16 protein-coding genes are annotated in these 14,688 nt (G+C 31.8%); 15 read left to right on the top strand and 1 reads right to left on the bottom strand.

Annotated elements, in window-relative coordinates; genetic code table 11:
• Positions 1–195 precede the first annotated feature (195 nt).
• The 15 genes from FYJ55_RS08700 to FYJ55_RS08630 all read left to right on the top strand — a co-directional run bounded on the left by FYJ55_RS08700 (position 196) and on the right by FYJ55_RS08630 (position 14,506).
• Positions 196–591: a CpsD/CapB family tyrosine-protein kinase gene (locus FYJ55_RS08700; RefSeq protein WP_195836707.1), complete on the top strand. Its 396-nt coding sequence runs from the start codon at positions 196–198 to the stop codon at positions 589–591.
• The gene (locus tag FYJ55_RS08695; protein WP_154556501.1) at positions 566–1,132 is read left to right on the top strand and encodes a hypothetical protein; all 567 of its coding nucleotides are present in this window, start codon (positions 566–568) and stop codon (positions 1,130–1,132) included. Before FYJ55_RS08700 ends, FYJ55_RS08695 begins: the two co-directional genes overlap by 26 nt.
• Positions 1,133–1,240: 108 nt before the next feature.
• Positions 1,241–2,602 carry an exopolysaccharide biosynthesis polyprenyl glycosylphosphotransferase gene (locus FYJ55_RS08690; RefSeq protein ID WP_195836706.1) on the top strand — a complete coding sequence of 454 codons (1,362 nt, stop codon included), beginning with the start codon at positions 1,241–1,243 and terminating at the stop codon, positions 2,600–2,602.
• Positions 2,603–2,616: 14 nt separating this feature from the next.
• Entirely contained in the window at positions 2,617–3,255 is a 639-nt protein-coding gene (locus FYJ55_RS08685; protein WP_154556499.1) for a YveK family protein, read from the top strand.
• A 9-nt stretch (positions 3,256–3,264) separates the two neighbouring features.
• On the top strand, positions 3,265–3,885 hold the full coding sequence (locus FYJ55_RS08680) for a CpsD/CapB family tyrosine-protein kinase (RefSeq protein WP_154556498.1): 621 nt from the start codon (positions 3,265–3,267) through the stop codon (positions 3,883–3,885).
• 74 nt (positions 3,886–3,959) lie between these two features.
• Positions 3,960–5,465 (top strand): LCP family protein, encoded by a 1,506-nt coding sequence (locus FYJ55_RS08675; RefSeq protein ID WP_154556497.1) that lies wholly within the window; start codon positions 3,960–3,962, stop codon positions 5,463–5,465.
• 67 nt (positions 5,466–5,532) lie between these two features.
• On the top strand, positions 5,533–5,880 hold the full coding sequence (locus FYJ55_RS08670; RefSeq protein ID WP_154556496.1) for a hypothetical protein: 348 nt from the start codon (positions 5,533–5,535) through the stop codon (positions 5,878–5,880).
• Positions 5,881–6,028: 148 nt separating this feature from the next.
• Positions 6,029–7,573: an IS21 family transposase gene (istA, locus tag FYJ55_RS08665; RefSeq protein ID WP_154556495.1), complete on the top strand. Its 1,545-nt coding sequence runs from the start codon at positions 6,029–6,031 to the stop codon at positions 7,571–7,573.
• Positions 7,566–8,315, top strand: a complete 750-nt coding sequence (gene istB / locus FYJ55_RS08660) for an IS21-like element helper ATPase IstB (RefSeq protein ID WP_154556494.1) — start codon at positions 7,566–7,568, stop codon at positions 8,313–8,315. Before istA ends, istB begins: the two co-directional genes overlap by 8 nt.
• A gap of 300 nt (positions 8,316–8,615) precedes the next feature.
• Positions 8,616–10,367, top strand: a complete 1,752-nt coding sequence (locus tag FYJ55_RS08655) for an LCP family protein (RefSeq protein WP_154556493.1) — start codon at positions 8,616–8,618, stop codon at positions 10,365–10,367.
• Between the two features lie 91 nt (positions 10,368–10,458).
• Positions 10,459–12,303 carry a polysaccharide biosynthesis protein gene (locus tag FYJ55_RS08650; RefSeq protein ID WP_154556492.1) on the top strand — a complete coding sequence of 615 codons (1,845 nt, stop codon included), beginning with the start codon at positions 10,459–10,461 and terminating at the stop codon, positions 12,301–12,303.
• A gap of 113 nt (positions 12,304–12,416) precedes the next feature.
• The gene (locus tag FYJ55_RS08645) at positions 12,417–13,385 is read left to right on the top strand and encodes a GYF domain-containing protein (protein ID WP_154556491.1); all 969 of its coding nucleotides are present in this window, start codon (positions 12,417–12,419) and stop codon (positions 13,383–13,385) included.
• Positions 13,366–13,731, top strand: a complete 366-nt coding sequence (locus FYJ55_RS11500) for a DUF2752 domain-containing protein (protein WP_154556490.1) — start codon at positions 13,366–13,368, stop codon at positions 13,729–13,731. Before FYJ55_RS08645 ends, FYJ55_RS11500 begins: the two co-directional genes overlap by 20 nt.
• A 45-nt stretch (positions 13,732–13,776) precedes the next feature.
• Positions 13,777–14,070 (top strand): HIRAN domain-containing protein, encoded by a 294-nt coding sequence (locus FYJ55_RS08635; protein WP_154556489.1) that lies wholly within the window; start codon positions 13,777–13,779, stop codon positions 14,068–14,070.
• Positions 14,054–14,506, top strand: coding sequence for a DUF3990 domain-containing protein (locus FYJ55_RS08630; protein WP_326831863.1), 453 nt, complete (start codon positions 14,054–14,056; stop codon positions 14,504–14,506). The genes FYJ55_RS08635 and FYJ55_RS08630 overlap by 17 nt, the downstream gene beginning before the upstream one ends.
• 77 nt (positions 14,507–14,583) lie before the next feature.
• Here FYJ55_RS08630 and FYJ55_RS08625 read toward each other — a convergent pair.
• Positions 14,584–14,688, bottom strand: a 105-nt coding sequence (locus FYJ55_RS08625; RefSeq protein ID WP_195836705.1) for a transposase, incomplete at its 5' end; no start/stop codon positions are given.

Genomic DNA, 14,688 nt, shown 5'->3' with positions numbered 1-14,688 from the left:
ATGCACAAGAATCTACAATATCCAGGACAGTCATGTTCAATATCTCATTCTATTTTTAATGTGATTGGTTCCTTATCAAATCAAATTCGAGATGTTTTACCTGTCCTATAAATATACTAGCATCAAGGATTAACAAATATTATTTCTGAATTTAGAGAAGGCGTAAGTATTCATTCATTTGAAGGAGTACAAGATGTGCAATATGATGGTGGATATCCTTTATCTGTCATTACTGCAGGTCATAGAGTTCCAAATCCTAGTGAAGTATTAGGATCTAAAAGATTAGCTAAATTCTTAAATCAAGCTCGTCAAGAATTTGGATATATTATTATTGACTGTCCACCAATGGCAGTCGCATCTGACGCTATTCCATTATGTAATGTAAGTGATGGAGTTCTATATGTAGTTGATTCAAAATCTTCTGACAAGCGTAAAGTTAAGACAGCCATTAATGACGTAGAAAGAAATGGTGGTCACGTTATGGGTGTTGTATTAAACAAAGTAGAATCTGCAAGTGATAGTAATTATGGCTATGGTTACGGATATGGGTATGGAGGAGAAGACAATGGCAAAAAGAAGAAAAAGAAATAGTTTTATAATTTTAGCTTCAACTCTATTATTAACTGGATGTGGCAATAGTGAATTAGAAATTACGCAAAATGATATTCTAGAAGTGGCAAGAGACGATGCGAATGCCACAAAAAAAGAATGTTCGAATGTATCGATTCAAGAAGAAAAGAAATACTATACTGTAAGCTTTGATACAACTACTGGATCTTATGAATATAAGATTGGTAAAGATGGTATTATACAAGAAAGAAATTATAAAAGAAGTAATAGTGAAGAAGTTTCTTCAACTGAACCTGTAGAAAAGAAGAAAGAAACTAAAGTTGAAACTGAAACAAAGAAAGAAGAAGAGAAACCATCAACTTCCTTTGATGAAAATCAACAAGCAGCTATTGATGCAGCTCTTGCTAATGCAGGACTAGGACAAGAGGATGTAACTGATATTGGTTGTACTTTAGATGAGGCAGCACAACAATATACAGTAACATTTACATTCCAAGATATTCATAATACGGCAATGGTTGATGCAACAACATTTACTGTATTATCATCTGTCCAAAGTTAATATTTGATAAAGAAAAGGACAAATCTTTATGTAAGCGTTAATCATAAAGATTTGTCCTTTTCTTTTTTTTTTAGTATAATGAGTAGGTCATATGGAGTTGATGTTTTAATGTCGAAAATAGGAACTTTAAAATTAACAATTGAATTTGTTTTTTTTATGTTTATTATACAATTTTCTGGATATGATTTAGAAACGCGTTGGAAATTATGTATATTATATTTTTTAATGCAAATACTGATTGGAAGATATCAAGGAAGAGTTTTATTAATGTATGATGAAATACGATTGATCATATTGAGTCATATTGGTTTTTTTATAGGAAGTTTTCTTGTTTTTCCAATTAGTACTTGGACTATTAAGAAACTCTTTGGATTTGTTTTATTAACTTGTGTTTTATTTGTTTTTGCTGGATGTAACTCTAGATATTCTCATAAAATATTTAGAAAATGGTTTAAACATAATACTTTAATTGTAGGTATTGGACATACAGCAGAAAAATTAGGAATGGTGTGTTTTGGAAATGGATACTCACTTTTAGATGTAATAGGTTATGTAAATTGTAATAAATCAAATAAAGTTAAGTATGTTCAGCAGAAACAAATAGTTGATGTAAATAAAACATTTGATTTAGATTCAATTTGTTCTGTAATCAAAGAAAAAGATATAGATACAGTATTGATTGCAATTCCTGAAATGGATAGTGAAGATTTAAATGCTGTATTTGAAGTATTTAAAAATAAAGTAGCAGTAATTAAATATTTACCGCAAGTAAATGGCTTAGTAACTTTTGATACAAATGTAGAAGATTTTGATGGTATTTTAATGATCTCTAATTCTCGTGGATTAGAACATTGTTTATCTTATGCATTAAAACGCATTATGGACATTTGTGCTGGACTATGTGGTTTATTATTATTAATACCATTGACAATCTTTGTTTTTATTAAAAATCGTAAAGAAGGAGATAAAGGTCCTATTTTCTTTACGCAGAATCGAATTGGTAAGAATGGTAAAGAATTCAAAATGTTGAAATATCGTACTATGGTAATAGGTGCTGATAAGATTCTAGAAGAGTTAATGGAAAAAGATCCAGCCATTCGAGAAGAATATACAAAGAATAAAAAATTAGTGAATGATCCACGTATCACGAGTGCTGGTAAGTTTTTACGTGAAAAGAGTTTAGATGAATTTCCACAGTTTATTAATGTATTGTTAGGTCAAATGTCTTTAATTGGACCTCGCCCATATTTACCAAGAGAAAAAGAGGATATGGGAGACTATTATTATGATGTCATCGCATGTAAACCTGGTATTACTGGAATGTGGCAAAGTCATGGAAGAAGTGATGTAGATTTTGATCACCGTTTATTATTGGATGAATATTATTATAGAAACTGGTCATTCTGGTTGGATGTGACATTGTTATTTAAAACTATTAAACAAGTGCTATATGGTAGAGGAGCAGTATAGAAAGGAAATAATTTATGAATAACGATTATATGAATGATGAAATGGAGATTGATTTGATAGAGTTATTGAAACATCTATTAAGAAATATTAAAACAATATTAGTTGTAACACTGGTTTGTGGTTTAATTACTTTTGGAGTAACGCAGTTTATTTTACCTAAAAGTTATACTTCAAGTACAGACATTACTATTATGCCTCAAGGTGAATTATTAGATTATACGTCTTATTTGAATGGAAATGTAGTTTTAGAAAGAGTTGGTTCTGAAACGAATATTGATGTAGATACACTTTTACAAAATATTGTTATTACGCGCGATGAAAGTAATCCTTATAACTACAATATTACAATAACTACAAATAATCCTAATTTATCTTGTCGTGTTGTTAAAAACGTTGTTAAAGTTTTTAAAAAAGAGATGATGTCCGATTTAGGTTTAAGCAGTGTGGCAATTGTGAATGAGGCACAAGTTAACACAACGCCTGTAAGCCCAGATGTAAAAAAGAATACTTTAATAGGAACTTTAATTGGCTTAGTTCTAAGTGTTCTTTATTTTGTGCTGCGTTTCTTATTTAATAAACATTTTATTAACAATAAAGAAGTCGAAATGTTTTTAGGGGTAGACGTTTTGGCTGAGATACCAATGGAGAAATAGGAGAATTTTATGGCAAAAAATAAATCGAGTAGTGCAGCATATCGTAGATTGCGAACAAATATTGAATATAATAGCAAGTATCCTAACGTACATAGCATTTGTTTGACAAGTGCTAACAAAGGGTCAGGCACTACGACAATTGCATGCAACTTGGCAACAACATTTGTTGCAAATCATTCTAAAGTTTTGCTTATAGATTGTAATATAAACAAACCAACGATTAATAAGTATTTTAGCATTGATAGTGCACTTGGGTTGAGTGACATATTACTGAATCAAGATTATAGTAATTATTATAAGTATTGTACAAACTTTAAAGATGAACATTCGAATAATTTATTATATGTTATGGGAACTGGTCGAAAAGTTAAAAATGCATTAGATTTATTAAGTAGTGGTTATTTTAAAGAGTTTATGGAAGCAATGAAAGATCAATTCGATTTTATCCTTATTGATTGTCCTAGCTTAGAAGATAGTAATGATGTGATTCCAGTAGGACATATTGTCGATGGTACGATTCTTGTGGTTTCTTTACCTGAAACAGAAAAAAATAATGCTAAAAAGGCTTTGCAACAATTAAATCGAAACGGTGTAAATGTAATAGGCACAGTATTAAATAAAGTGGAATAAGCATTATGCTATTCCATTTTTTGTAAAAGGATTTAATTTGTAGTAAAATAAGTAGTCGTGAGGAGATTATTGTTATGAAAAAAAATAAGAAACAAAATAAAGTAGGAAAAGTATTTGGGGTTATTTTTTCAATTGTAATGATTGCTGCAACAATGTATTTGTTGTTTAACATCATTAAATTGAATGTATTACCTTCTAAGTTACTTTTCTTGATTACTATTGTATTTGTACTATTAGATTTAATTTTTATCTTATTGTTGTGCTTTGCAACAAAGGGTGTTGTATCTAAAATTATTTGTATTATTTTTGCCTTAGCTATTTCTTTGGGATCTTGTTTAGGTGGATATTATATGTCAAAGACTGGTGGACTACTTTCAAGTATGACGAATGTTGCTAAGCATTCTAAAAATACAATTAGTGTTGTAGTTAAAGAATCGAGTGATATGAAAAAGAAAGCTGATCTTGCTGGTCATAGTGTAGGTACTTTGGCAAATATTAATACTGTTGGTTCTAAAAAGATTTTAAAGGAATTAACTAATTCTGGAATTTCAATGGAACAAAAAGAATTTGGTAGTATGACTGAAATGCTAGAATCTTTCTATAATGGAGAAGTGGATTCAATTATCATTAGTGAATCTAGTCGTAGTCAGATTACGGATATGGAAGCATATGCAAACTTTGATAGTAATACTCGAGTTGTTTATCAAACATCTTACAAAGTAGAAAATACAGATAAAGCGAAGGCTGTTAGTAATATTACAAATACTCCATTCAATGTGTTGATTTCTGGATCAGATACTCGTGGTGGATTTGACGAAAATGGTCGTAGTGATGTAATAATGGTGGCTACTGTAAATCCTAAAACTGGAACGATTTTGTTAACTTCAGTTCCTCGTGATTTCTATGTAACGACTGCTTGCGATGCAGGTGATGGATGTCAAGAAGGTGCATTAGATAAGATTACACATACAGGTATTCATGGTACAAATACGACTAAACGCACTGTAGAAAAATTATTAGGTATTGAAATTAACTATACATTTAAAGTTGGATTTGACACGGTAACTGATTTAGTAAACTCAGTAGGTGGCATTGATGTTTATGTTGAACCAGGTTATGCTGTTAATAGTTTACGTTGCCTTTCTGGTTTTGGTGTACACGAAGGAGTGAATCATTTAAATGGTGAACAAGCATTGGCTTACGCTCGTGAGCGTTATGCATATAGTGAAGGGGATCGTCAACGTACTAAAAACCAACAACAAGTTCTAATGGGTATTGTTGATAAGATTACAAGTCCAGCAATTGTGACAAACTATGCTTCAATCATGGATAGTATGTCAAATACATTCTCGACTACAATGTCAAGTCAAGAAATTTCTGATTTGATTAAATATCAATTAAATAAGAATCCTAAATGGAAAATGGAACAATATATGGTAAATGGTACTGGAGATACATTAATGTGTGCTGAGCTTGGTGATGCAGCTTATGTAATGGTTCCAGATCAAAGTACAGTAACAACAGCTAAGAATAAGATCAATGCTGTTCTTGCTGGTAAATCAGCGGATGATGTAGAGTAAGGATATATTCCTTGCTCTTTTTTTTGTTTTACAGGTGTATACTTGATGTAGTGAGGTGTTGTTTATTATGGAAACTACTGATTATATACAAAATAGAATTCGTACGAATGTTCGTAGGTTTGAAGAATTGAGTAAGAAATATCATAGGTGTCATATAGGGTTGATGATTGCTTGCTTTAGTTGTTTTACAGGTGTTCTAATTTTGAATGTAATTTATTTGATTATTCCAGTTATTTGGTTAATACTCGCTTCGTGTGTATTGGTATTAGCAGGATTGTTTCTATTGTTCTTTGATGTATTAAATGACTATTCATCAAAGGCATTAGAGTATAAGTATAAGGCTGATTTATTGAACTATGAAAAGAACTTATATGAATATAACGGATGGGCAAGCCCATCCAATACGGAGAAATAAGTCCAGTTGATACGGTGACGAAGTCCATTGAATCCGTTGTATAAGTCCACACCTATATTGTAGATATAAACTATCATCCTCCTGTTGTAAGATAAAAACAGGTAAGTAAGTATACTTATCTAGTCTTGCGATTAGGAGGTGTTTTTTTATGCGAGATGTTAAAAAAGTTTTGGAGATGAGATCACAAAACTATAGTCAGCGACAGATTTCTGTATCTCTTAAAATTTCAAGAGATACAATAAGAAAAATTTTTAATGTAGCTGATGACAAAAAAGTGTGTTGGTCATCTGTTAAAGATCTCAGTGAATCAGATGTCCAAAATTTATTATTTGAACAGGAGATGAAAATCAATTTATCCATTAAGCAACCTGATTTTGATTACATTCATAAGGAACTGTTAAAGCCAGGAACCACAATCAAACTGCTATGGGAAGAATATGTTGATGATTGTCGGTCAATCAAGAGTCCATTTTACCAGTATAGCTACTTTTGCGAACGATATCGTGATTACGTTAAAAAGCATAATCTTACGATGCATATCAATCATAAACCGGGTGATAAAATGATGGTTGATTGGAATGGCACCCGTATGTATGTGTATGATCGTTACACAGGAGAAGCAATCCCTGCATATTTATTCGAGGCAACATTACCATTTAGTATGTACAGTTATGTTCAAGCATGTCCAAGCATGAAAATCAATGATTGGGTCGATTGCCATATCCAGGCTTACCGTTATTTTGGCGGAGTTACAAGACTTCTGATCCCAGACAATCTAAAAGTAGGAATTATCCAAAACAAGAAATATGAGGATCCAATATTAAACAAATCATATCAGGAAATGGCAGACTATTATGATACAACTATTATTCCAACAAGAGTGCGTAAGCCTAAAGATAAGGCAGCTGTTGAAGGCGCGGTTGGAGATTGTACAGTAGCCATTGTCGGTAAACTTAGAAACAGGAAATTCTTTTCGTTTGAGGACCTAAACAAAGCAATTATCAAAGAATTGGACAATTTCAATAACAGACCTTTTCAGAAAAAGGAAGGTTCCAGAAAAAGCGTATATTTAGACGAAGAACTTCCGTTTATGAAAGCTCAGCCTGAACAGCCATTTGAGTTGAGTGTATGGAAACGAGCTAAAGTTCAATTAAATTATCATATTTCGATAGAAAAAATGAATTATTCTGTGCCATATGAATACGTTGGAAATTATGTAGATGTAAAAGTCACAAAAAGAACTGTAACTGTATATTATAAAATGAATCAAATTTGTACCCATGATCGATTATATGGTCGTATCAATCAATACTCAACAAATGAAAGTCATATGCCGGAGAATCACCAAAAATTTCAATGGAACAAAGACCGTTTTATGAAGTGGGCTGCCTCTATTGGAGACAATACTTCGATTTTAGTTTCCAAACTATTTGATCGTTATAAAGTTGAAGAACAAGCTTATAAAGGTTGTATGTCATTGTTGAAACTATCAGATAAATATGGAAAAACCAGACTGGAAAATGCGTGTCAATTGGCGTTGGATCACATCAGTCAGCCTGGCTATAAAAATATTAAGATGATATTACAGTCAAATCAAGATTTGAAAGATAAAAATGATAATGTACAAAGTGAATGTGATATGCATGCCTTTGTGCGAGGAAAAGACTATTACGGAGGCAAGAACAATGGATAAGAGTGAATTGATAGAAAAATTGAAGAAAATGAGATTACCAGTTATTGCAGAACAATATGAATTACAAAGTGCAAACCCAGAATACAGTCAATTATCATTCGATGAACGGTTCAGCGAATTAATTGATATGGAATATGATAGTCGAGTAAATCATACAATAGAAAGATTTATCAAGAATGCACATTTTTATGATTCTACAGCAAGTATGGAATCAATTAATTATAATCCAGACAGAAAACTCGATCGCTCGCAAATGGAGGAATTGTCTACAAACAATTATATAAACAACGGTTTGAATGTAATTTTTGTAGGAGCATCCGGCTGTGGTAAAACATGGTTATCAAACGCTTTGGGGATCCATGCCTGTAGAGATAGAAAAACAGTTTTATATATTCGATTACCAGAACTATTCTCAAAATTTGAAGAAATGAGGATTCAAGGAAAATATAATGAATATCTAAAAAAACTAGGAAAGTATGATTTAATGATACTAGATGAATTCTTATTAAAATCGACAAGTGAATCAGAAAGAAGCGATCTACTTGAATTGATGGAAATAAGGTGTAATAAGAAATCAACAATATTCTGTAGTCAATATTCATTTGATGGTTGGCATCAATTATTAAATGGAGGACCTATAGCGGATGCGATATTAGATAGGATAATAAATTCATCTTATTTGATTACATTACATGGAAAATCATTAAGAGAAACATACTCTAAATTAAAAAATAAGAAATAACTAAAAAACACGGTTGATTTAATTTGACCGTGTTTTTTAGTGGACTTGTATTACGTATTAAGATTTAAAAAAGATGGACTTCTTTAACGGATTATGTGGACTTCTGTAGCATATTGCATGGACTTCAGATAGCGGAATACTCACTTATATGAAGCAAAACAGAGTGGATTTAAAGGTTTTGCGTTTCGATGTGAAAGGTTTATGTAATCCCTTACTCTTTTTGTGAATTTGCCAACTCATGGTGATTTATTATATAATATGTAATTGTGAGCTACTAAAGAGTTTATAGGAGATTTTGTTATGTCTAAAAAGGATGTAAAACTTTCGCAGAATGTGAAAAAGAAAAAAAAGAATAATAAGCGTCCTATCAGTAAGTTTTTAACTGTATTTATGTTTATTGCGTTAGGTGCATTTATTTTTCAAATGATTCGTTTGAATTTATTGCCTATTAAATTAATAATATTAGTTTCATTAGTGTTTATACTATTAGCTTTGATTTTAGTTATATTGATGAATTTTAAGGCAAAGAAGTTTTTTAGTCGTTTTCTATTTGGATTGATATCTTTATGTATGTGTATTGGTCTTGCGTATGGAAATTATTTCTTATTTAAGACAAAGGATACGTTTGATGTCGTAACAAGTCTTGCGGATAGTAAGGCAACAACGACTTCGATTGTTGTTAAGAAGGCTTCTTCAATCAAGAACGAGAATAATTTGAAGAAAAAGACAATTGGTACAATGTTGAGTGTGGATAAGAAAGCGACTCAGCGTATGTTGGATTCTTTAGATAAGAAAAAGATTTCTTATAAGACAAAGGATTATGATTCATTAGATGAGTTAATGACGGCTTTCTATGATGATAAAGTAGATGCGATCTGTTTGAATGAAAAGTATCGTGATATTCTTCATGAGAGTGAGGCGTATTTTAGTTTCCAAACGGATTCAAAAACAATTTACCAAAATATAGAGTATACAAAAGTAGACAAGACAGATAACCCGAGTGATCCCGTTAAAAATATTACTAAAGATGCGTTTACTATTTTAGTGAGTGGCAATGATTCTTATGGATCTTTACAGGATAGTAATACGCGTAGTGATGCGAATATGTTGTTGACGGTGAATCCTAAAACAGGTCGTATTTTAATGACAAGTATTCCTCGAGATTATTATGTAGACTTGGTGTGTGATGAAACAGGGGACAATGCTTGTCCTGAAGGTAGTAAAGATAAATTAACGCATTCTGGTTTAATGGGTGTGAAGTGTACGGAAAGAACGATTGAAAAAGCGTTGGGTATAAAAATCAATTATAATATTCGTATAAACTTTTCTAGTGTAGTAAACTTAGTGGATGCACTAGATGGAATTGATTTGGATATTCAAAAGGGTGAAGAAGTTGATATTCTTTATGCGAATGGACAGCCTGGTTTAAGCGTTGGTCAACATCATGTGGATGGGGAAACGGCATTGGCCTTTGCACGTGAAAGACATGCTTATTTGGATGGTGACAATCAGCGTGTGCGTAACCAACAAAAAGTATTTAAAGCTATTTTCAAACGTATAGTTTCTCCTAAGATGATCACAAACTATGGTAAGTTTATGGACGCATTGGCTGTAGCTTTTGATACAAACTTATCGAATGATGAAATCAGTAATTTTATCAAGTATGAATTGAATAATATGCCAGATTGGAAATTTGAATCCTATTCACTTGTAGGTGATTCAGATTCTAGGTTCTGTTATGCTTCTTCTAGCTATGCTTCCGTCATTATTCAAAATGAAGAAATGAATGAAATCGCAAAAAGGAAGATTCAAGCTATCTTGGATGGTAAAAAGGCATCTTCTGTAAAAGATACTTCTGGTTTTTCTCAAAAACCGAGTGAAGATAATTCAATAGGTAATGCTCAAGAGTTTGCTGAGATGAATAACAATAGTGAAGAAACAGATGAAGATTATTATACGTATGAAGAACCTTATTATGAGGAAAATGATGAATATTACTATCAGCCAGAAGAACCTGCAGAATACGATTATTCTGAGGATTATGCAGGATAGATAACTATTAGCCATTTCGTTAAGAGATGGCTTTTTTACTTTTTATATGTTTTAAGTTATAATAAGGAATTGTAAAAGAGGTTTTTAACTTATGAATAGTTTATATAAATCAAATATTTATCAAAAATATAGAGGAATTCTAATATCACTCATTGATGTATGTATTGTCATGTTTTCTTATTTAGTGGCATACATGATTCAAAATAATTTCTTTATCAATGAGAAGACAATCGCGTTGACAAAACTTTTAGCGTTAGGATTATTCTTCATGCTTTTGTTGCATTTTATTGTTTTACGATTGTTTAAAACACAAATGTCATTATGGACATATACAGGGCCAAATGAAATTATACGAACATTTCTAAGTTGTTTTGTGTGTTTTTTAATCATGTCTTATTTCGTTATAAAAGTTGATCTATTTAGTATTGAATTAATCGCATTAGCTGAGTTGTTATGTTTTATATTCCTTTTAGGAGCACGAATGCTCTATAGAATGGCAAGACGCTATATAGTTGATGTAGATAGAGTGGATAATTGTTTGATTGTAGGAGCTGGTAATGGTGGATATTTATTGATGAATGAAATTTATCATAATATGGCCTATCCATACAATGTAATTGGATTCTTGGATGACTTTAAGAAAAAGGGGACTATGCTGAGTGGTAAACCAGTACTTGGAACTATTTCTGAAGTAGAGCGTATTTGTCAAGAGAACAATGTTCGTTGTATCTTTATTACCATTTCTTCTGTAAGTGACGAAAGAAAACAAGAAATCTTAGATTTATGTACTTCCACTTCTATTCCAACAAAAATCATGCGTATTTTTGTTGGAAATGATGAGAGTAATCATATTTCATTTGAAGATATTGATATCAAGGATTTATTAAACCGTCCTAGCATTGACTTAAAAATCGATCAGATTGGTTCTTATCTTACGAATAAAGTGGTTTGTGTTACCGGAGCCGGTGGATCTATTGGTTCTGAATTGTGTCGTCAAATCATTCATTTTAATCCTTCTAAATTGATTATGGTGGACATAAATGAAAATGCACTATATATGCTTAAACAAGAATTCTTAGTTATGAAACGAAAGAAACAAATGAATGATTCAATTCAACTAGAATCTTTGATTGTTTCCATTCGTGAAAGAGAAGAAATCTATAAGCTTATGAGAAACTATAAGCCGGATGTAGTTTATCATGCAGCAGCACATAAACATGTACCTTTAATGGAAGACCGTCCTACAGAGGCTATTAGAAATAATATCTTTGGAACAAAGAATGTGATTGATGCTTGTTGCGACTGTGGCATATCTCGTTTTATTATGATTTCAACAGACAAAGCGGTAAATCCAACAAACGTAATGGGCGCTACTAAGCGTATGACAGAAATGTATATGCAATCAAGAAATACTAAGGGTGGTATTCATATGGCGGCTGTACGCTTTGGTAATGTGTTAGGATCCAATGGTTCTGTTATTCCAATCTTTAAAGAACAAATTAAAAATGGTGGTCCAGTCACTGTAACAGACAAAGACATTAAGCGTTATTTTATGACTATTCCAGAAGCAGCTCAATTAGTACTACAAGCAGGCTTCTATGCGAATGAAAGAGAAATCTTTGTATTAGACATGGGAAAACCAGTAAGAATTTGGGATTTAGCCGATAAAATGATTCGATTAGCAGGACTCGTACCAGGAAAAGACATTGAAATTCAAGAAATTGGATTGCGTCCTGGAGAAAAGATGTTTGAAGAATTGGCTCTAGAAATGGAAGAATGTCATAAGACGGACAACAATCTAATCTTTGTACACGAAAAGATGGATATTGATTCAAAAGAAGTAGATTCTAAATTAAATAAGCTAAATGAATTAATGAATCAAACCGATGACAAACTACAAATCAAAGAAGTCTTAATGGATATGATCAAAGAATAGTTATTCAAGCTGGGGATAATCCTAGCTTGTTTTTGAATCTTAAGTTTTTCTTAAGTAGTTGAGTTAAGAAAGTATTCATTTTATAATTGAATCAATTGAGAGGAAGATTGAATATGTTTTGTAAAAATTGTGGGCATGAAATGAGTGATGATTCTAAATTTTGTTCAAACTGTGGAACAAAGGTAGAAGTCGACAAAGATATTGTTGTACCTGTTGCAGTTGTGGATAAGACGGAAGAAGTAGCTGAAAATAATGTAGAAGAGACATTAAATACAACTAATGTTGAGCAAAGTGATGTTGAAGTAGAATCAGTAAATGAGAATGAATCAACTACACCAGTCAAAGAATGGTACTACGTATCGAACAATGACTCGAAAGGATCATTCAGTATAGATGAGATGAAGGCTAAGATTACTTCTGGTGAAATCAATGGCAGTACTCTAGTATGGAAGGCAAGTATGAAAGACTGGGAAAGACTAGAGAATACAGAATTAAATGAATTTATTTCTACTTCATCTTCAAATGATTGGTATTATGTAGAGAATAATGATTCTAAAGGTCCTTTTAGTGAATCTGAAATGAAAAGCTTTATTTCAAGTGGTATCTTAACTGGAAATAGTTTTGTATGGAAAACAGGCATGCAAGATTGGCAAAGATTAAAAAATACCGAGCTTGCAGGTAATGAAACAGTGCATGTAGAACCAAGTTTTTCATTTTCTACTGGAGTTGTAAAAGAAAAGAGTATTGGACTCTGTGTAGTATTAAGCTTAGTTACATGTGGCATTTATAGTATTTATTGGCTATATACAATCGCACATGACTTAAACGATTTATGTGAAAGTCAAAACCAAGAAAAAGGTGCTGAACCAGGACTTGTCGTTGTATTAAGCATTGTGACATGTGGAATCTACTTGCTATACTACTTATGGAAGGCTGGTAAGATGGTTTCGAGTCTTACAAGAAGTAATGGACATCATCCTAGTGATGACAGTATTGTTTTAATGGTATTATCTATACTTCAATTATCATTAGTATCCTATTGCATCCTTCAAAGTCATATTAATGGTTTCGCAAAAGACTAAATATTTAGGAATAGTTCTTGTACTATTCCTTCTTTTAGTATTCTATAAATGTCCATTTCAATTCATTACAGGCTTGCCATGCCCAGGATGCAACATGAAAACAAGCCTGTATTATCTTTTGAAAGGAAATATTCGATTATCTTTGTATTACCATGCTCTTTTAATACCCACACTCATTTGTGGCGTTCTATGCTTGTTAAAACCTGAGAAAAGGAAAATGATATTAATTCTATGGTGTACACTCATGATTGTCTATTACATTTATCGTATGATTCTTTATTTTCCAAATAGTCCAATGATCTATTCAAAAAATAATTTGATTTATTTACTATTTAGACACGTATAGTGTCAATTAATGATGTAACTTGAAATTATAAAGGAGGACATACTTATGTCAAACATTTATTTTACAGTTACAGGATTACATCATTATTATGGAGATTCATTTCTAGAAAAAGAAATGATCGTTTATTTAAAGAAAGAAAAAGATAATGAATATGATAAAGAAGCCATTAGTGTAAACCTTTCAGGTCTAGGAAAGATTGGATATGTAGCTAATAGTCCTTATACAGTACTAGGAGAAAGCTATAGTGCAGGAAGATTATATGATAAGATCAGTGAAGAAGCGAGTGGTAAGGTTAAATTCATATTAGACAAAGGAGTCATTTGTGAGCTTATTGAATAAGAAAATGGTAGTGTATTTTGGCAGTAATCGAATTGTAAATCAACCAAAGATTATTACAGATGGGTTTTATAAAGATTTTGGATATGGATTCTATTGTACTAATTTTGAAAAACAAGCTAAAAGATGGGCATTAACTAAAAAGAATAATCATATTGCGAATGTTTTTACGTATAGTGAAAATTTGGATTTAAACTGTAAGGCTTTCGAAAAGATGTCGGATGAATGGCTAGACTTTGTTGTTTCTTCAAGAAGAGGAATCACGCATACGTATGATATTGTAGAAGGTCCTATGGCAGATGATACGATTTGGAATTATGTGGATGATTTTGCGCGTGGCTTGATTTCTAGTACTGCTTTTTGGGAACTTGTTAAATTTAAGTATCCTACGCATCAAATTGTTTTTTGTACAGAACAAGCTTTAAAATGTCTTTCATAAATTAAATCCTTTCGTTTGCCATAGGCGGAAACCCACTACCTTTAGGTGGTGGGAAGAGCCTTGTGAACCTTTAGCCATTAACCCTGACTCTCAATATACTTTTGTATAGTTGCTGACGATACTTCTCCAATACTGCATGCAAAGTATCCGTCTGACCAAAATATCCTTTTCTTCCAATATTG

The organism is Holdemanella porci, from assembly GCF_009696075.1.
Taxonomy (GTDB): domain Bacteria; phylum Bacillota_I; class Bacilli_A; order Erysipelotrichales; family Erysipelotrichaceae; genus Holdemanella; species Holdemanella porci.
The sequence above is the reverse complement of the archived record's forward strand: the minus strand, read 5'-3'. Positions and strand labels throughout refer to the sequence as shown.

Coding starts and splice junctions, on each gene's coding strand:
- FYJ55_RS08670 (WP_154556496.1), top strand. CDS start 5,533: ATGGAAACTACTGATTATATACAAAATAGAATTCGTACGAATGTTCGT.
- istA (WP_154556495.1), top strand. CDS start 6,029: ATGCGAGATGTTAAAAAAGTTTTGGAGATGAGATCACAAAACTATAGT.
- FYJ55_RS08645 (WP_154556491.1), top strand. CDS start 12,417: ATGTTTTGTAAAAATTGTGGGCATGAAATGAGTGATGATTCTAAATTT.
- FYJ55_RS11500 (WP_154556490.1), top strand. CDS start 13,366: ATGGTTTCGCAAAAGACTAAATATTTAGGAATAGTTCTTGTACTATTC.
- FYJ55_RS08650 (WP_154556492.1), top strand. CDS start 10,459: ATGAATAGTTTATATAAATCAAATATTTATCAAAAATATAGAGGAATT.
- istB (WP_154556494.1), top strand. CDS start 7,566: ATGGATAAGAGTGAATTGATAGAAAAATTGAAGAAAATGAGATTACCA.
- FYJ55_RS08655 (WP_154556493.1), top strand. CDS start 8,616: ATGTCTAAAAAGGATGTAAAACTTTCGCAGAATGTGAAAAAGAAAAAA.
- FYJ55_RS08680 (WP_154556498.1), top strand. CDS start 3,265: ATGGCAAAAAATAAATCGAGTAGTGCAGCATATCGTAGATTGCGAACA.
- FYJ55_RS08690 (WP_195836706.1), top strand. CDS start 1,241: ATGTCGAAAATAGGAACTTTAAAATTAACAATTGAATTTGTTTTTTTT.
- FYJ55_RS08675 (WP_154556497.1), top strand. CDS start 3,960: ATGAAAAAAAATAAGAAACAAAATAAAGTAGGAAAAGTATTTGGGGTT.
- FYJ55_RS08635 (WP_154556489.1), top strand. CDS start 13,777: ATGTCAAACATTTATTTTACAGTTACAGGATTACATCATTATTATGGA.
- FYJ55_RS08695 (WP_154556501.1), top strand. CDS start 566: ATGGCAAAAAGAAGAAAAAGAAATAGTTTTATAATTTTAGCTTCAACT.
- FYJ55_RS08685 (WP_154556499.1), top strand. CDS start 2,617: ATGAATAACGATTATATGAATGATGAAATGGAGATTGATTTGATAGAG.